At 42.5% G+C, this 17735-nt stretch carries 13 protein-coding genes; 5 read left to right on the plus strand and 8 right to left on the minus strand.

Annotated elements, in window-relative coordinates; all coding sequences use genetic code 11:
* Window positions 1–234: 234 nt before the first annotated feature.
* From infB to moaA, 8 genes are all read right to left on the minus strand, one after another.
* On the minus strand, window positions 235–2757 hold the full coding sequence (infB, locus tag LS71_RS06195; RefSeq protein WP_034356181.1) for a translation initiation factor IF-2: 2523 nt from the start codon (window positions 2755–2757) through the stop codon (window positions 235–237).
* Entirely contained in the window at window positions 2745–2990 is a 246-nt protein-coding gene (locus LS71_RS06200; protein ID WP_034356178.1) for a YlxR family protein, read from the minus strand. Before LS71_RS06200 ends, infB begins: the two co-directional genes overlap by 13 nt.
* Before the next feature lie 20 nt (window positions 2991–3010).
* The gene (gene thrB / locus LS71_RS06205; RefSeq protein WP_034356173.1) at window positions 3011–3937 is read right to left on the minus strand and encodes a homoserine kinase; all 927 of its coding nucleotides are present in this window, start codon (window positions 3935–3937) and stop codon (window positions 3011–3013) included.
* Between the two features lie 157 nt (window positions 3938–4094).
* The gene (locus LS71_RS06210) at window positions 4095–5207 is read right to left on the minus strand and encodes a Cj0069 family protein (RefSeq protein ID WP_034355437.1); all 1113 of its coding nucleotides are present in this window, start codon (window positions 5205–5207) and stop codon (window positions 4095–4097) included.
* 125 nt (window positions 5208–5332) lie between these two features.
* Window positions 5333–7867 carry a heavy metal translocating P-type ATPase gene (locus tag LS71_RS06215; protein ID WP_034355440.1) on the minus strand — a complete coding sequence of 845 codons (2535 nt, stop codon included), beginning with the start codon at window positions 7865–7867 and terminating at the stop codon, window positions 5333–5335.
* On the minus strand, window positions 7867–8952 hold the full coding sequence (gene mqnE / locus LS71_RS06220) for an aminofutalosine synthase MqnE (protein WP_034355443.1): 1086 nt from the start codon (window positions 8950–8952) through the stop codon (window positions 7867–7869). Before mqnE ends, LS71_RS06215 begins: the two co-directional genes overlap by 1 nt.
* Before the next feature lie 210 nt (window positions 8953–9162).
* Complete coding sequence (locus tag LS71_RS06225; RefSeq protein WP_138109857.1) at window positions 9163–11337, minus strand: TonB-dependent receptor domain-containing protein; 2175 nt, start codon at window positions 11335–11337, stop codon at window positions 9163–9165.
* A gap of 401 nt (window positions 11338–11738) precedes the next feature.
* Window positions 11739–12737, minus strand: a complete 999-nt coding sequence (moaA, locus tag LS71_RS06230; protein WP_034355449.1) for a GTP 3',8-cyclase MoaA — start codon at window positions 12735–12737, stop codon at window positions 11739–11741.
* A gap of 97 nt (window positions 12738–12834) precedes the next feature.
* Between moaA and mobA the strand changes: the two genes are divergently transcribed.
* The 5 genes from mobA (at window position 12835) to LS71_RS06255 (ending at window position 17716) form a co-directional block, all read left to right on the plus strand.
* On the plus strand, window positions 12835–13404 hold the full coding sequence (gene mobA / locus LS71_RS06235; protein WP_034355452.1) for a molybdenum cofactor guanylyltransferase MobA: 570 nt from the start codon (window positions 12835–12837) through the stop codon (window positions 13402–13404).
* 9 nt (window positions 13405–13413) lie between these two features.
* Complete coding sequence (gene flhB, locus LS71_RS06240; protein ID WP_034355455.1) at window positions 13414–14532, plus strand: flagellar biosynthesis protein FlhB; 1119 nt, start codon at window positions 13414–13416, stop codon at window positions 14530–14532.
* 123 nt (window positions 14533–14655) lie between these two features.
* Window positions 14656–16020 carry a M23 family metallopeptidase gene (locus LS71_RS06245; RefSeq protein ID WP_034355458.1) on the plus strand — a complete coding sequence of 455 codons (1365 nt, stop codon included), beginning with the start codon at window positions 14656–14658 and terminating at the stop codon, window positions 16018–16020.
* A 156-nt stretch (window positions 16021–16176) separates the two neighbouring features.
* Window positions 16177–17070 carry a UDP-3-O-acyl-N-acetylglucosamine deacetylase gene (lpxC, locus tag LS71_RS06250; RefSeq protein ID WP_034355460.1) on the plus strand — a complete coding sequence of 298 codons (894 nt, stop codon included), beginning with the start codon at window positions 16177–16179 and terminating at the stop codon, window positions 17068–17070.
* Window positions 17045–17716, plus strand: a complete 672-nt coding sequence (locus tag LS71_RS06255) for a hypothetical protein (protein ID WP_052058077.1) — start codon at window positions 17045–17047, stop codon at window positions 17714–17716. Before lpxC ends, LS71_RS06255 begins: the two co-directional genes overlap by 26 nt.
* Window positions 17717–17735: the final 19 nt, after the last annotated feature.

The raw sequence follows: 17735 nt of genomic DNA on the forward strand, positions 1-17735 counted from the left end.
AAGCAAAGCTCACATTTGCGCCTAAAGCATAAAGTTATAATCTGCTTACGCAGCTTATCAACTTGTTTTTTAAGGTTAGATTCTATAATGCCGCGGCTATTGTGCTTGCGCGCTGTGCGGTCTTGGCTGTAGGCAAATGAATTGCCCTACGCACCCTTTAAAGTGTAAAGTTATTGTTTTTTAAAGCTAGATTCTATAATTTATAGAATCTAACCTATTTTAAAGTGTGGCTAACTACAGCACCTTTGCTTTTGCCACTTCTTTGTAGGTCTCAAACACATCGCCCACTTTCACATCATTATAATTCTCCAGCATAATGCCGCACTCATAGCCTTTTGAAACTTCTTTCACATCATCTTTAAAGCGCTTAAGCGAAGCGATAGCGCCTGTATGCACAACCACTCCATCACGAATAAGCCGCACTTTAATGCCCCTTTGAATGCTCCCATCGACCACCATACACCCAGCGATAACGCCCACTTTAGCGATATTAAATGTCTCACGCACCTCCGCTTGCCCTGTGTTTTCCTCCTCAAAAATAGGCGACATCAGCCCACCAAGCAGCGATTTAATATCATCAAGCAATGTATAAATAATCGAATAAGTCTTAACCTCAACACCAAGTTCCTTTGCCTTTGCTTTCACACTCCCAGTTGGGCGCACATTAAAGCCTAGAATAAGGCTATTAGCGCTAGTAGCGCATAATGCTATATCGCCCTCGCTAATCCCGCCTACGCCAAAGCCGATGATATTAATGCGCACCTCATCATTGCTAAGCTTCTCTAAACTTGATTTAATCGCCTCAAGGCTGCCTTGCGTATCAGCCTTAATGATGAGCGGCAAGCTTTTAAGATTGCCCTGCGCGACCATTTCACCAAGCTCATCAAAAGTAACTTTCGTGCTTTTGCTTAATTCTTTTTGGCGCAAATACAAGGCGCGCTTTTGGGCGTATTCACGCGCAATAGTATCATTATCCACACTTTGTAGCACCGCGCCCGCGCTTGGCACTTCAGATAAACCTGTAACCACCGCCACGCCAGAGGGATAAAGTGCTTTAATATTTTGCCCCCTATCATCAAGCAAGGCACGCACGCGCCCAAAAGCTGTATCCGCCACTACAGAATCTCCCACATTCAGCACGCCTTGCTGCACGATGATAGTCGCCACAGGACCCCTACCCTTTTCTACGCTTGCTTCAAGGATAATGGCTTGTGCGTTGCCCTCATGTGAGGCTTTAAGCTCTAAAAGCTCTGCTTGAATGAGAATGGTCTCAAGCAAATGCTCCACGCCATCCCCACTCTTAGCAGATATAGGGATAAACTCATATTCCCCGCCCCATTCATTTGGGGTAAATCCAAGCTCCGCACACTCGGCTTTAAGCTTATCGGGATTAGCATTTTCTTTGTCCATTTTATTCATCGCAATAATAATTTGCACATCTGCGGCTTTGGCGTGATTGAGCGCTTCAATGGTTTGCTGCTTTACGCCATCATCTGCAGCAATCACAATAATAGCAATATCCGTAACCTGCGCGCCGCGACTGCGCATTTGCGTGAATGCCTCATGTCCGGGCGTGTCAATAAAGCTAATTTGCTTGCCATTTTTCTCTACCATATACGCGCCGATGTGCTGCGTGATGCCACCTGCCTCACCGCTTGCTACGCGCGAATTGCGGATATAATCAAGCAATGAAGTTTTACCATGGTCTACATGCCCCATAATCGTAACCACCGGTGGGCGCTCAAACTTTGGCGTATCTGCGCTTAGGCTAGATTCTATAATGTTATATTCTGGGCTATCTTGGATAGAAATATCAAGCTCAAATTCATCGCTTAAAATCTCAATCACATCGCGCTCTAAAAAGTCATTTTTAGTTACCATAAGCCCGAGATTAAAAAGCACCTTAATCACTTCTTTAAGCTCTACTTTCACAAGCTCAGCAAACTCATACACGCGGATTTCTGCGGGGATAGCAATAGGACCTTTAATTTTATCCACATTTTTAGCCACTTTTGGCACTTTGCGCCGCTTGCCACCGCGCTTAATGCTGCCCTCATTCATCCATGGATTTTTACGATGAATATGCACGCGCTCGGTAATGGCTTGACGGATTTGATTTTCCTCCTCCTCGTCGCGCACCTCGCGTTCATTTAAGTCAAAGAGCATAATCTCATCTTGCTCCTCATCATAATCAAAAGTAATATCCCTGTCATCTAAAATATGCATTTTCTGGTCTGTGTGCTTATGCGCGACCTTAGGCTTTGGCTTATCTTTTTTAGTTTTTTTAGGCTCATCTGTGGCTTCGGTATTGGCAAATAGCTCCTTGTAGCTTAGTGTAGCCTTTTTGCTCTCCTCTTTTTTAGATTCTGTGCTAGATTCTGTAGATGCTTTGCTTTCATTTTTGCGCACAATACGCAAGCCTACTTTAGGCTTTGGCTCATCTTGTGGTTTAGGCTCTAATGTCTCTATCTTAGCTGCTTTTGTCTCTGTGGGCTTCTCCTCTTTTGACTTAGTGGCTTTGCTAGTTTTACTTGCCTGCGTGCTTTTTTTAGGCTTTTTCTCCTTTGTCTCTTCAACGGGGGGTGCGTATGAATTTATGCCCGTGGTAATAAATTCATAGAGCGCAGCGGCTTGCTCTGCGGGAATTGAGCTTGAGGGGGATTTAACCTTAAGCCCCATTTCTTTGGCTTTTTCATACGCATAGCCTGCGTTTTTACCAAATTCCTTTCCTATCTCTGATAATCTTACTTTCTCCATAGATTCCATATCTCCTTTAAATGCAACGCGCATTCTGGTTTTAGCTTCTTTATTTTGATAATTGCCTGAAATGTTTTGGGCTGCTCTAAGCACTCCGCACACACATAAAAACTCCGTCCTCTCCCGCTAAAGCTCCATAGGGAATAACCATCACTTTGTAGTCTCAAAAGCTCCTTTTGATAAAATCTCTTTTTGCACTTCACGCACATACGCGTTTGCTTGGGCTGCTTCATCGCATTATACCTTAAAGATTCTATAATTCTCTTAGGCACGCGCCCATGTTGTCAAAATCTAGCTCAAGCACACGGAATTTTGGGAATTCATCACGCAATTTTAGAGCTAAATTCGCACTATCATCTTTGTAGCAGATATTTAAAAAAGATGAGCCGCTGCCCGAAAGCGTGCTTAAAAGCGCGCCATGCTCTAACGCAATTTTGCGCACATTAAAAAGCACAGGCAAGCTTTTCATGCGCACATCTTGATGAAATCTATCCGCACTAGCCGCGCGCAGCAAATCCCACTTTTGCGTGATGAATGCAGCACTTAGCATACATGCGTGAGAGAGGTTAAACACTGCATCTTTAGTGCTGTATTTTTTAGGCAAGGTGCGGCGCGAATAACGCGTGGAGATAGTCATATTAGGGATTACCACTACGGCTTTAATCTCTGGGGGCAGGCTTGCTTGAAAGCTCACTACTTGCGTGTTTTTTTCTGGTATTTTTTTAGCATTTGTCCTAGATTCTGTATGTTCTAGCATAGCGATATTAAATCCCCCATAGAGTGCTGGCGTGATGTTATCGGGGTGATTTTCATAATGCAAAGCAAGATTTAACATCTCTTGTTTATTAATGGGCTTTTGCATAATATGATACGCACTCATAATCGCGCCAATAATCACTGCCGAGCTTGAGCCAAGCCCGCGTGAAATGGGTATGCAATTATGAAAGCTAAATTTGAAATTATCCTTAGGGTATTCATGCAGCGCTAAAATGTCATTAAAAATTTTGACAAACACATTATCCACGCGCAACTTTACGCGCTCTTTGCCCTCCCCTGAAATATGAATACTACTTAGCCTAGCAGGCGTGATACTAAAGGTATTATAAAGCCCAAGCGCCAAGCCTAGCGTATCAAAGCCCGGTCCCAAATTAGCACTTGTAGCGGGGACGGATATAACCAAATGCAACTCCTAGTGAAAATCTAAAAATAGCATTATAATGATTTTTTGATTGATTTTGCATTAGATTCTATAATTTCCACGCTATTGAGCTAAAGCTCCGCGTGGTCTTACAAATGTAAGCAAAGCTCACATTAGCCCTCAAAGAATAAAGTTATAGCTAGCTTTGTGCGTCCTCCACAATGTTAATAATCGTATTAGCCACGCGGCGCGCAGTCTTATCAAGGAACTCCACAGGAGAAGTAAAGCCCACGCAAGAGCAGTTAATCTCGCCTAGACAATATTTATCCTCGCCTGGCTTACCATCTAAAATGAAGTCCGCAGTCCAAATCAGCGGTAAGTCGTAGTTGCCTAGCTTTTGCTTAATATCAGGCAGGTTATTAAGGAAATAATCAACTAGCTTTTGCCACTGCTCAGGCTTATCATAGCGGTATTTCGCCCCGCTAAATAGCGTAGCAGAAAAGGCGTCCGCACCTTCAGCTGGCTTTTTATGCACGACATAAATTGGGTCTTTATACAGCATCAAAATGCGTATCTCGCCCTCTTTAATGCGCGGCAAAAATCGCATATCAACAAGCATTCCATTATCGCCTTTCAAATATTTCTCGCAAAAGTCCATAAACTCGCCAAGCTTATGCTCCTCGACATGATTATCCACAGCCTCTGTGCAGCGGATTTCCGCATCTAGCGGGATTCTATCAAGTCCGGCGTATTTTTCAGGGTGCTTTAACTGCACACGCCAAATGCCCTCTCCCGTGCTACCGCGATTTTGCTTCAACACGCGCTCGCCCTTTGTAAGCGTATGCGGGAAGTAATGCTTAAAGTCATGCTCGCCGCCGCTCTCCCATTTTACACCAATTCGCTTCGCCTCCTCTGGGTCATAATACGCCATCGTGTCAGTAGGCACAAGCTCGGTATTTCGCAGCTTTGTAAGCGCGTCTTTTGCCCCATAGCCAATCATCGCATCAGGGTGCGGCATACCGATAACGCCATCATCGCAGAGCTTTCGCAGCACATCAAAGTAGAGCTTTTCCTCTTTCAAATTGCCCGGATTCACACGCGAAACATACGCATCAGCCACGCCTTTGACATAGTCATAAATCTTTTGCGTTTTATCCTTATCCTTTAAAATCTCGTCAGTAAAAAAAACAACTTCCGCGCCCCAACCGAGCTTTTTAAGATAGTCCATCATAGGAACCGTATCTTTTCTATGTCCATCATAGCCTTTATCAGTGCCGCCTACCGCTTCAAAAAAAACAACGTGTTTTTTCATGCAATCCTCCTTGTTTAAGATTAACGCATTCATCTTACGCTAGATTTTTATAAGATAAACTAAAATCTAAGATTCTTGTAATATTTTTTGTCTTTATTGTGAGTTTTTACCCATTTCAGCATTATTTAAGCTTTAGCCTCAACGGCTTTAAAATATTTTAAGCGCAAGGAGTTAAGCACCACTAAAATAGAGCTAAAACTCATAGAGAGCGCGGCAAAGAGCGGTATCACAAAGCCCATAACCGCTAGCGGCACGCTTAAAGCATTATAGCCAATGCTTAGGGCGATATTTTGTTTAATGTTTTTATAAGTTTGGTGCGCGATTTCAAAGGCATTGCGCAAGGTGGTGAGCTTATCATCAAGGATTACTACATCGCTGCTTAAAATGGCTATATCACTCCCCGCGCCCATAGATATGGCAATATCGCTTTTGCTAAGTGCGGGCGCGTCATTAATGCCATCGCCTATCATCACTACCACATGTGAGGGGTGATTAGATTTGTAAGATTCTATCCATTGAGCTTTTTGCAGTGGGGAGAGTAGGCTCAAAGCCTGTGTAATGCCCACTTTTTGGCTTATTTGCGCTACACTTTGCGCTCTATCGCCACTTAACATTACGCTTTGTATATCCCGCTCTTTCAAATACGCCACGAGCTGCTTTGCGTAGGGCTTTAATTCATCATAAAGTTCAAAAATTTCAAGCAATTTATAGGGCTTATGCGCGCTAGATTCTATAATCCCATAGCCAAAGACCATACCGCTGCCAAGCGTGATATTTGGGATTTCAAAGCCTAGCTGCGCAAGAAAGGCTAAATTCCCTCCTACTAATTGCGCATCACCCACATACGCGCTAATGCCCTGCGCGTCAAACTGCCTAAAATCGCGCACTAGGGCGCTATTTTGATTTATAGAATCTGGCGCGCTAGATTCTATAAAGTTAGATTCTATAGGCTTAGATTCTGTAAGTGTGGATTTTATAAAATGTGATGAGATAAAATCCCTAATACCCTCTGCTACAGGGTGTTTGCTTAATCGCACAAATTGTAAAAGCAAGGCTTTATCATAGGGCTGTTGCAAATGGCATTTTTGCACTTGAGGCTTACCTAGTGTGAGCGTGCCTGTTTTGTCAAACACCACAAGGCGCGCTTTGGCTAAGGTTTCTAAAAACTTAGCTTGCTTAAAAAGCACATTGTGGCGATAAGATTCGCCTATGCCCACCACTGAAGCAATAGGCGTAGCAAGCGCTAATGCGCAAGGGCAAGCAATTATAATCACAGATATAGCAATCATAAGTGAGCGCTCCATACCCACTTCGCCCACAAAATACCAGCCCAAAAAGCATAAAAGCGCGATACTTAAAATCACGCGCGAAAAATACTGCGACAAAGTATTGGCAAGATTTTGTATGCGCGGGCGATGGGAGAGCGAGGAGCTAACAAGCGAAATAATATGGCTCATAAGGCTTTGTGAAAATGCCTTTGTGGCGCGATAAAAGATTTGATGATTAAGATTAATGTAGCCAGATAGCACGCTTTCACCCTCTTTGCACGCTTTGGGCAGGGCTTCACCGCTAATGGCTTTAGTGTCAAAAAGCGCGCTAGGGGAGCAAAGCACGCCATCAATGGCAATCTTATCACCCGCGCGCACTAAAATTATATCGCCCACATTCACCGCTTCAGGCGTGACTTCGCGCGTGGTGTTATCACTATCGCACACTATCACGCTTGTAGGCAAAAGGTGACTTAGTTTATCAAGGCTATCGCCGGCATTTTTGCGCGCACGCACTTCTAAAAATTTGCCAATAAGCACAAAGGTGATAATCATACTCACAGATTCAAAATAAGTCTCCCCACTGCGCGTGAGTGCGGCATAAATAGAGTAAATATAAGTGAGCGTTGAGCCTACGCATACAAGCAAATCCATACCCACAAAGCCATGTTTTAATCCATAAAAGCTAGAGCGATAAAATACAAAGCCAGAGTAGAAAAGTGCGGGCGTGCAGAGCGCAAATGAAGCGATATTTAAAATATCTTTTGCATCTTTATCTATGCCCAAAAAATAGCCGCTATACTGCGCCACTGCCACCCACATAATATTCATCGTGCAAAAGAGTGCCACAATCACGCGGATATAGTATTCCCTCATCTGCGCCTTATCCGCGCTCTCCTGTAGCGTGCTATCATACGCATACGCATCATAGCCAATAGACTGAATAAGCGCAATAATCTTGCTTAGCGGCAGTTTCTCCCTATCCCAAATAATGCTTGCTTTGTTATTTGTATAATTAATCGCCACACTTTCTACGCCCTCTGTATTTGAGAGCAGCTTTTCATTGAGCCAAATACACGCCGCGCAGTGAATGCCGCTAATAATTAAATGCACCTCGCATAAGCCGCTAGGCAGATTCTGTATGTATTTTTGCTCAAAGGCTTGCGTGTCAAATCGCGCTAAGTGATGTTGTTTATCAGTGTTTGTAAAAGAGGGCGGCGGAGAGAGCGGGGAGCTAAGTTTGTCATAAAAGCTTGTAAGGGAGGCATCTTGTAATAAAAAATACACGCCCTCACACCCCGCACAGCAAAAATGTAGCTCTTCACCTTTGTCGTTATAGCGTGTGAATAACGCCGCTTTGTCGTATTCAAGTTGGCAGTGATTGCAGCGCATTAGCACTCAACAAGTTCATTATACAAAGAATCCCGCTCAATAGCGCGAAATCCCGCATCTTTAATCTGCGAAATAAGCTCTTGCTTGCTTAGTCCGCTCTTGCTTTTAGCGCCTGCGGCAGATTGTATGCTTTCATGCTGGATAGTGCCATCCATATCATCTGCGCCAAAATCTTGCGCGACAATTGCCATATTTAGCCCCAAAGTCGCCCAATACGCCTTAATATGCGGAATATTATGCAATAAAATTCTAGCTATGCTTATAGTCTTTAACACCTCTTGTCCGCTAGGGAAAGCCTGCACTTTTAAAAAATTATTTTGCCGCTGATACAATAGGGGGATAAAGGCATTAAAGCCGCCCTCTTTGCGCTCTGCCTTGCCATTTTTGCTCTGCGTATCGCGCAGGCGCAACATATGGTCAATGCGATGCTCTCTAGATTCTATATGCCCAAAAAGCATAGTAGCATTACTCATTTTACCTAGAGTGTGCCAGTAGGAGTGGATTTCAAGCCAGCGCTTTGAGCTTACTTTCCCCCTGCAAATATACTTGCGCACGCCCTCATCAAAAATCTCCGCTCCCCCGCCGGGCATAGAATCTACGCCTGCTTCTAGCATATCTTCTAGCACTTTTTGATAGCCTTTGTTTGAGATTCTATCTAAATAATCCACTTCCGCCGCGGTCAAAGCCTTTAAATGCACCTGTGGCAAAGCCTTTTTGACTTCTCTAAAAAGCTCAAAATACCATTCATAAGTATAGTTTGGATTATGACTTGAAACGATGTGCAGCTCCTTTGCGCCATTATTGTAGGCGGTGTGGGCTTGGGAGAGAATCTCATCAATGCTCATAGAGTAAGGGTTTGGATTTTTGCGCGAGGCTGAAAACGCGCAGAATTTGCACACATCAGCGCAAATATTGCTAGGATTAATGTGGCGGTTATTATTAAAAAACACCTTTTTGCCATAGAGTTTCGTGCGCAGGGCATTTGCGACATCGCCTAAGGTAAAAATATCATATTCATAAAGCCCGCTTAGCTCACTTGGGCTTAAATGCGCCTCTTGGTCTAAAACCTTGTGTAATAAATCCATAAAAATCCTTTTAAATTATGATGTTTAGCGTTTGTTTTGTGGGTGCATTGTAATGTGTGAAATCTTAGAATCTATTTTAATAAGTAAAATTTTAAAGGCTAGATTCTATATTCCACGCGGTGGTTATAGAATCTAGCATGCGGTAGGATTTTTGAAAAACGCAAGTGTCTTTGAGAAAATAAAGTTTCTTACAAAAACTAGCGCGCAGGGCTAAAAGTCCGCGCGGAAAGTGAGCCAGTAATTGCGGCTAGGCAAAATGCGTTGGTAATTATTCATTGCATTGGTGTTATTGCTATAGGGCGTTAAATCCACAAAATTCACATTAAGTAAATTATTTACCGCCAAAGTTATGGCATATTTTTTAGCAAACTTATAAGTAGCTGCCACATCTACAAGCTGATAGTCTTTGTAATAATTGCCCAAAATAGCCTTTGTTTGGTCTAGCCTGCCTGCATTTGTGCCAATAGGTGTGGGAGTTGGCGTTTTATACTTCCCACTCCAGCGCAAATACACATCAAAGTTTTGATAGCTATAGCGCGGCGTAATAGTAAAGCTATGGCGAGGGATAGAATTCACAGCCCTGCCTACAGGATTTTCACCTGCTGTATTGCTACCGGAGAAAGATACCACTTCTGTATGTGTAAAGCCATAGTTTGCATCAAGCGAAAATCCATACATAGGCTTTAGCTTAAGGCTTACTTCCGCTCCTGTCATAAGTGATTTATCAAGGTTGCGATAAGTGCGGCATTGATTAGTGCTACCAGTTGAACACATATCGCCATTAAAGCCCACAGTCTCAATTTGATTTCTAAAGTCTGTATAGAATCCAGTAAGGATAAACATCGCACTATCAGTGTCTAAAATCGCGCTTAGCTCGTAGTTTAGGCTCTCCTCTGGCTTTAAGTCTTTATTTCCATAAGTGTATGTAGTCGTGTTTCCTGAGGTAGATTCTGTATAGCCCTCATACAAATAGCTAAGGTTTGGCACGCGCACGCCGCTTGTTACACCAGCTTTAAAAGTAAGCCAATCGGTAGGATTAATATTCACATAAAAGCGTGGATTTGGCACAGCTTTAAAAATATCACTATAGTTGTAGCGCAAGCCTAGAGTAGTGCTAATGTATTGATTAATCAAATATTCACCCTCTGCAAAGGCGGCTACTTGATTCATATCGCGCTTGTCTTCTTCGCTAGTAATTGCGCCTGTGGTTAGATTCACACTTCTAGGCACAATTAATCGCTGCCACATATAATACACTCCACCATTTACAATAAGCGCGCCTGCCTTGCCAAAATCAAAGTCATTAGTATAGGTGGATTGCACCACGACATCATCATTAATCTTTGGCGCACCTAATGTATCTCCGCTTGATGCTCCCGGAGTAAGCCCGCTAAGGTGATTTGCCATTCTCCAGCTATCGGCGTGTGAGCGGTAGCTTGTGCGCGCATACTGCACATAGCTAGATATTTTACCCCAGTCATAGCTTGCCTCATGGCTTAGGATATTATTATATCTTGTGAAGTCCCGAACTGCTGTGATTGAATTGCCCGAAGTATTAAGCGAGCCATAGCGTCCAAAATACATTTCAGAATCCAGATAGATATAATTGTTTTTATTTGGTGTGAAGTTTATGCGCCCACCTAAGTTATATTGTGTAAAGCCAGTAGCACTCCAGCCTAGATAAGGATTTGCCCTGCTAGTGCCTGTTTGATTAGCCAGAATGTAAGCAGGCTTTAAAAATGCATTTTGCTCCCCATATTTATAGCCTCCGCGTAAGTTTAAAGAAAGTTTATCTTTGACAAGCGGGGCATTAAGATAGGCATTAAACCCATAGATATTACCAAATACATCACTCTCCTCTGCTAAACGCGTATCAAGCTGAATGCCAGCGGTTGTCTCATCGCTATGCTTTTTGGTAATGATATTTATCACCCCACCCATTGCATCACTACCATAAATCACTGATGCAGGTCCGCGTATCACCTCCACGCGCTCAATCATATTTGCCGGTGGCATAAATGAAGTGGTTGCGTCTATACCATTTGCACCAAAGCCCTGTGCGACATTTTGGCGTTTGCCATCTACGAGAATAAGCGTATAGCCAGAAGCTAGCCCGCGCATAGAAATGGTATTAGCCCCTGTTTTACTTGCCTCCACATATACGCCCGGCACATCTTGCACAATATCACCCAAATCCCGCACCGGACGCGTGAGGATTTCCTCCCTATCAATGATAGAAATGCTCGCGGGCGCGTCTTTAATATCCTGCTCATAGCCTGTGGCACTCACCACCGAGCGACCAAGATTTACCTTTTTTACTTCTTTAGAATCTTGAGTAGAGCTTTCAGTTGTGCCCCCCCCCCCCCACAAGCTGTTCATCAGCATAAAGCGCGCTAGAGAGTGCTAAAGCGGCGCAAAATGAGATGAAATGTGATTTTGTAAATGTCATCTGTAATCCTTTTCAAAAGTGATATTTTATAAATCAATATCTATTCTTAGTATTGAGTCATAAAGCGCATATTCTAAAGATTTAAGCTGAAAGTGAAATAAATGTGAAGCAGATTCTATATGAAATGTAACAAATGTGTAAAAAAGTTCGCGTTTTATCATCTCTGCGATGTTGCGTTCTATAATCTTATGTCTTTTTCTAGATTCTCTAGCTTTCCATTTTAAAATTCACTACTTTACTTTATTTTTGGCAAAGGGAGGGAGTTTATATGAAATAAATGACCAAGCCGCGCGCGTGCAAATCATCGTTTTTAGCCAAAAGGCGTGTTTCTTTGGCATTATCCGCCGGTGTAGTAGAATGCCCGACTTGAATGCAAATCCTCGCACATATCCTTTTCCCATTGGTTTTTTTCGGGCTTATTTTTCACAGAGAGTTCAAGGAGGCGCTGCATTTGCTCCCTATCACCCTGCATAATGGCTTTGTGCAAATTCACACTTTCTTGATAATACAAGCAAGGGCATATCACGCCATCGCTAGTTAAGCGAATGCGATTGCAGCTTTTACAGAAGTCATCTTCGTGCGGGGAGATAATGCCAAAACCAAAAGGCGCATAAGTGACAGAATCTAGCGCAGAATCAAAGTTGATTTCATAGAGCTTTGCTGGACCAAAAACATCTTTTTTTACCATACGCACAGGATACGCTGCGCTAATGATATTAAGCATTTCATCGCTCCTTAAGCCCTGCAAGCCTGCTTTTGCATGGGTATTCTCCATAAATTCAATAAAACGAATGCCAAAGCCATACATCTTGGCAAAATGCAGCATATCCACTATCTCATCATCATTGATTTTTTTTAGCGGCACCATATTAAGCTTAATTTTAAAGCCTAAATCACTGGCTTTAAAAATCCCTCTTAGAATCTGTGGCAGCGCGTCGCGCTTTGAAATAAGCCTAATGCGCTCATCTTTTAGAGAATCTAGCGAAATATTAATGCGCGAAAGTCCTGCTTGCCTTAGCGCACTCGCATAGCGCTCAAGCAAATAGGCGTTTGTAGTGAGTGTAAGCTCCACTTGAGGCGCATAGGCGTGAATTTGCGCGATAAATTCACTCAAATCCGGGCGCAAAAGCGGCTCACCACCGGTAAATCGTAACTTTTTAATGCCATTATCAATAGCAATTTTTATAAATGCTAGCATTTTAGGCAGCGGGAGCAGGCTTTCATCAACAAAATCATCTGGGGTATCTGGCATACAATATTGGCAGCGGAAATTGCATTGTTTAGTCACTGATACGCGCATATAATCGATAGTGCGTTCAAAAGTATCTATAAGCATTTGATGTATCCAAAATTATTTATTGTTGAAAAAATGGGGATTATACAAAATAAGTTACAATGCTCACTAAAATATAAGGATTAAATAAAGGATTTTTATGCAAAAGATTGATACACCTTGTGTTATCCTAGCAGGCGGTAAAAGCTCGCGTTTGGGAGCGGATAAAACGCAAGTAGATTTTGGCAATCGCACTCTAAGCGAGTGGATTTTTCTGCATTTGCAAAGTATGTGCGAGCAAGTCTATATGAGTGTGAAGCAAACAGATAAATTTAACTTCCACGCACCATTTTTGATAGAATCTAGCCCCATTTACGCGCCTATCATCGGTATGATAAATGCCTTTAAGCAGCTAGATTCTCAATCTTTGCTTTTTATAAGCGTGGATACGCCATTTATAACGCAAAAAACACTCTCCCACATCGCCTCTGCGCAAAATCCTATCGCCTTTGCGCAAAGCACGGATAGAGCGCATTATCTTATATCAAAATGGGATAAAAGTATGCTAGATGCGCTTTTGTGGGCTTTTAAATCTAAAGATTATTCACTGCATCGTATTGTAGAATCTCACCCACACACGGCTATTGAGGCAAGCGAGGAGGAGTGCTTTAATATCAATACCATGACAGATTATCATAACGCGCTTAAGATGTTTGAGAATCTGCAATAGGCTCACATAATGGCTGATGAGGAAAAAACCCAAGCCCCCAGCGCGCATAAGATTCAAAAAGCGCGCGAGGAAGGAAATGTAAGCAAAAGTCCCGAGCTTGCAGGATTTTTTATCCTGCTTGTAGGGCTTGGAATGATGTTTTTGCTCATACCCTTTTGGGTGGAGGGCGCGCAAAAAATTTTTATTCACATTAATAAACTCATCACACTTGATGTGAGCCGCGAGCTTTTAGGGCAGCTTATGCTAAGCATTGGGCTTGAAATGTTTCTTATGCTCTCCCCCCTTTTTGTCGCGCTCATTATCACAGGCGTGATTGCTAATATCGCGCAATTTGGGCTTTTACTCTCCCCCAAAGCCATTAAGCCAAAGCTTTCAAAAATTAATCCCATTAGCGGCGTTAAAAATGTCATATCGCTTAAAAAAATCCTTGATGGATTTATGATTACACTTAAAGTATTTGTCGCTTTTATCGTGGGATTTGCGGTATTTGTGAGCTTTTTTGATGAATTACCAAGCGTGTCTATGGCAAGCCTTTATGTGCAGATTCTGTGGTTTAGGCAAAAGGCACTTATTTTAATTGGTGTGCTGCTTATTTTATTTTTTGTAATGGCGGTGAGTGATTATCTCATCAAGCGCTATCAATACATAAAAAGTCTCAAAATGAGCGTGAAAGAAGTTAAAGATGAATACAAGCAATATGAGCAAAGCCCTGAAATTAAAGCCAAAATCCGCGCCATGCAGCAAAAAATTGCAAGCAATCGTATGATGCAAGAAATCCCCTCTGCTTCTGTGGTTATCACTAACCCCACGCACTACGCTGTAGCCTTGCGATATAGTCAAAAAGAGATTGATAAAGGTCTAGCGCCCATACTTGTAGCAAAGGGCATTGATGAGCTAGCTATACGCATTAAGGCTGTAGCGCGCGAATATGATATAAAAATCATTGAAAATCCTCCACTTGCAAGGGAGCTGTATCGGCAGCTTGATATTAATCAAGCTATCCCGCATGATTTGTTTGCCGCTGTGGGGCAGGTGCTTAGCGAAGTGGCATACCTTGAAAGCTTAGAGGGCAAACATAGAATGAGTGAAGTGCTAAAAGCCGCAGGCGAAAAGGCTGCGCAAGGTTAAACATAAAAGTAGATTCTATAAATAGGATTAAAAAAAGCGATAAGCGCAATTTATGCTATAATGCGCGGATTTTCTACATAATTTTAGATATATTTTTCATAGATAAATGGGCAAGGGATATGTATGGATAATAAACGATTGATTTTGGTGAGCATAGGCGTGGTGTTTGCAGTGATTGCTGGGCTTATTATTTTTAGCTCTATTATTTTTGAGACTGATGCGCCCAAAGTCCATAATGAAACGCTACCCACACACTGGAATCTTACAGATGAAGTGCAAGTGCGCTTTGATGATGAGAGCGGCATACGACATTATCGCATACAAACCATTTTTGATGGCGAGATTCTAAGCGATGAAAAAGAAATCATTCTAAATAAGCCAAAATCTGTGAATATCACCTTGCCAAAGCCCTCCACAACGCTCAAAAATGGTACAACTTTGCAGTATAAAATTCAAGTTACAGACTGGAGCAATGCGCATTTTTTTGGCGGCAATACCGCTAGTGTAGAGCTTAATCTCATCGTAGATACCACGCCACCTAGCATTAAAACCGTTGCGCAATCTTTCCAAATCGCGCGTGGTGGGAGTGCTGTTGTCGCTGTGGAGATAAAAGATATGGCACTAAAGCATGTGCGCATTAATAATGGCACCGATGATTTTGCGCTGTTTAAGTATATAGATGATGTGTATGTGGGTATTATTGCTTGGCCTTTGAAAAATATGTTTTTTAATGCTCAAGTGATTGCTACAGATAAAGCGGGCAATACTACAAAGCAAACTATTCCCATTACGCGCAATATCAATGTGCCTTACTACCGCTCAAATATCCGCGTGCAAGAAAATTTCCTAAATGGAAAGCTCAATGAACTCATCGCGCAAATTGATAAAAAATTAGTCAAAGATTTTGATAATGATGTTGAACGATTTGTATTTTTTAATGAAAACATACGCAGTGAGGACGAGCATAGAATCTTAAAAGCCTGCAGTGATTTAAGCTCAAATAAAAGCTATATTGATGAGCATTTTCGTGCCTTTGTGCCGCTGAAAGGCTCAAAGGTAGTGGGGAGCTTTGGGGATTATCGCATTTATTATCTTGACAAAGAAAAAATTAGCGAGGCTACGCATTTGGGCATTGATGTAGCAAGTGTGAAAAATGCGCCCATTATTGCAAGCAATAGAGGCGTGGTGCTGCTTAAAAGTCATCTTGGGCTATATGGGAATACGCTGCTAGTTTATCATGGATTTGGTATCTCATCTATTTATGCGCATATGTCGGCAAGCAATGTTGAAGTGAGCGATGAGGTGCATATCGGGCAAGAAATGGGTAAAACAGGCACGACAGGCTGGGCATTTGGTGACCATTTGCATTTTGGAATCTTAGTGCAAGGGCATTTTGTGAGGCTTAATGAATGGCTTGACCAAAAGTGGGTAGATGAGAATATCATTAATGTGCTAAATAAAGCGCGCTCATGGACGCAGGGCAACTAAGTTTCTAAAACAGATTCTGTGCTAGATTCTAAAAAGTGCGGACATAGTCTAAATTGGGCAAATTTTTACACAAAATTAACTCAAAGGGTGCAAAATGCGCAATATATTTGCCAAAACAAACGATTTACATGCTAAGAAGCGCGCAAAGGATAGCAAATGAAGCAAAAAACCATTAAAAATAAAGTTGAAATCATAGGCATAGGGCTGCATAAGGGCGTGCCGGTAAAAATGGAGTTAGAGCCTTTGGGCGTGGATAGTGGGATAGTGTTTTATCGCTCTGATTTGGGGCTTAGCATTCCGCTTAAGCCTGAAAATGTTGTGGATACCACTATGGCAACCGTGCTTGGTATGGGCGATGCGAGGGTTTCTACTATCGAGCATTTGCTCTCGGCTATTGCTGCATATGGGATTGACAATATTAGAATCTGCCTTGATAATGAGGAAGTGCCTATTATGGACGGCAGCTCCATTGGCTATTGTATGCTTATCGAGGAGGCGGGCATAGCGGTGCAAAATGCGCCAAAAAGGGCTATTGCGATTAAAAAGCCTATTGAGATTCAAGATGATAAGAAATTTGTGCGCGTAGAACCTAGTGAAAAGATGATTTTTGATTTTAGCATTGATTTTAATCACCCTGCCATACGCCAGCAGCACTATAAGTTTACTTTTAATACAAAGGCTTACAAAGAGGAGATTGCACGCGCTAGGACATTTGGCTTTTTGCACGAGGTGAATTATCTGCGCTCTCAAGGTTTGGCTAAGGGAGGGGATTTGAGCAATTGCATTGTGCTTGATGAGAGCAGCATTCTTAATAAAGAGGGCTTGCGATATAAAGAAGAGTTTGTGCGGCATAAAATCTTAGATGCCATTGGCGATATGGCGCTGCTTGGAATGCCCTTGCTTGGCACTTATGTATCCTTTGCCGGCAGTCATAAACTCAATCACCTGCTTACAAAGCAGCTCTTAAGCGATGAAAAAGCCTTTGAGATTGTGAGCTTTGAGGATAAGGCAGAGGAAGAAAGCCTTGAATACGCCTTTGGGACACATTGATATTGCACTAGTGAGTGTGAGCGCGCCCATTCTATGTGGAATCTATGAGCAAGATAGGCTTATTAAAACCATTCAAAGTGATGAGCTAGCTCTCATCGCATTGCCGCGCATTTTTGAGGCGTTTTTGCCACGCCCTCACAAAGCGCCACAAAGCGCCTTACCCGCGCTAGATTCTATACCAGATTCTATGTCAGATTCTGTGCTAGATTCTATGCACCTCACATATAAAGGCAAAATTATAGAATCTATCTACTATGCGCAGGGTCCGGGGAGCTTCACCTCGCTTAAACTCACGCATATTTTTCTGCACACGCTAAGCCTTATGTATGATGTGAAACTCTTTGCCACTTCAAGCTTTTATTTCACCAAAAGCCCTTATATCAAGGCATTTGGCACGACCTACTTTCACCGCGATGAGATGGGCAATATCACCCTTGCGCGCGACAATGTGCGCGATGAGACAAACTCCATAGAATCTACACAAAATATAGAATCTACGCCAAGCGCGGATTCTATAGCAGATTCTATAAATGCCAAACCGCAGCACAAGCCTTTGCAAGAGGGCTTTTTCCTCCCCGACTATTTAGATAAAAGCGCCTTTCACACGCACACACAGCCCCTTTATATCCTCCCCGCACTGCATTAAAATTATACTCAATAGTTAC

Source organism: Helicobacter jaachi, assembly GCF_000763135.2.
In the GTDB taxonomy this organism is placed as follows: Bacteria; Campylobacterota; Campylobacteria; order Campylobacterales; family Helicobacteraceae; genus Helicobacter_C; species Helicobacter_C jaachi.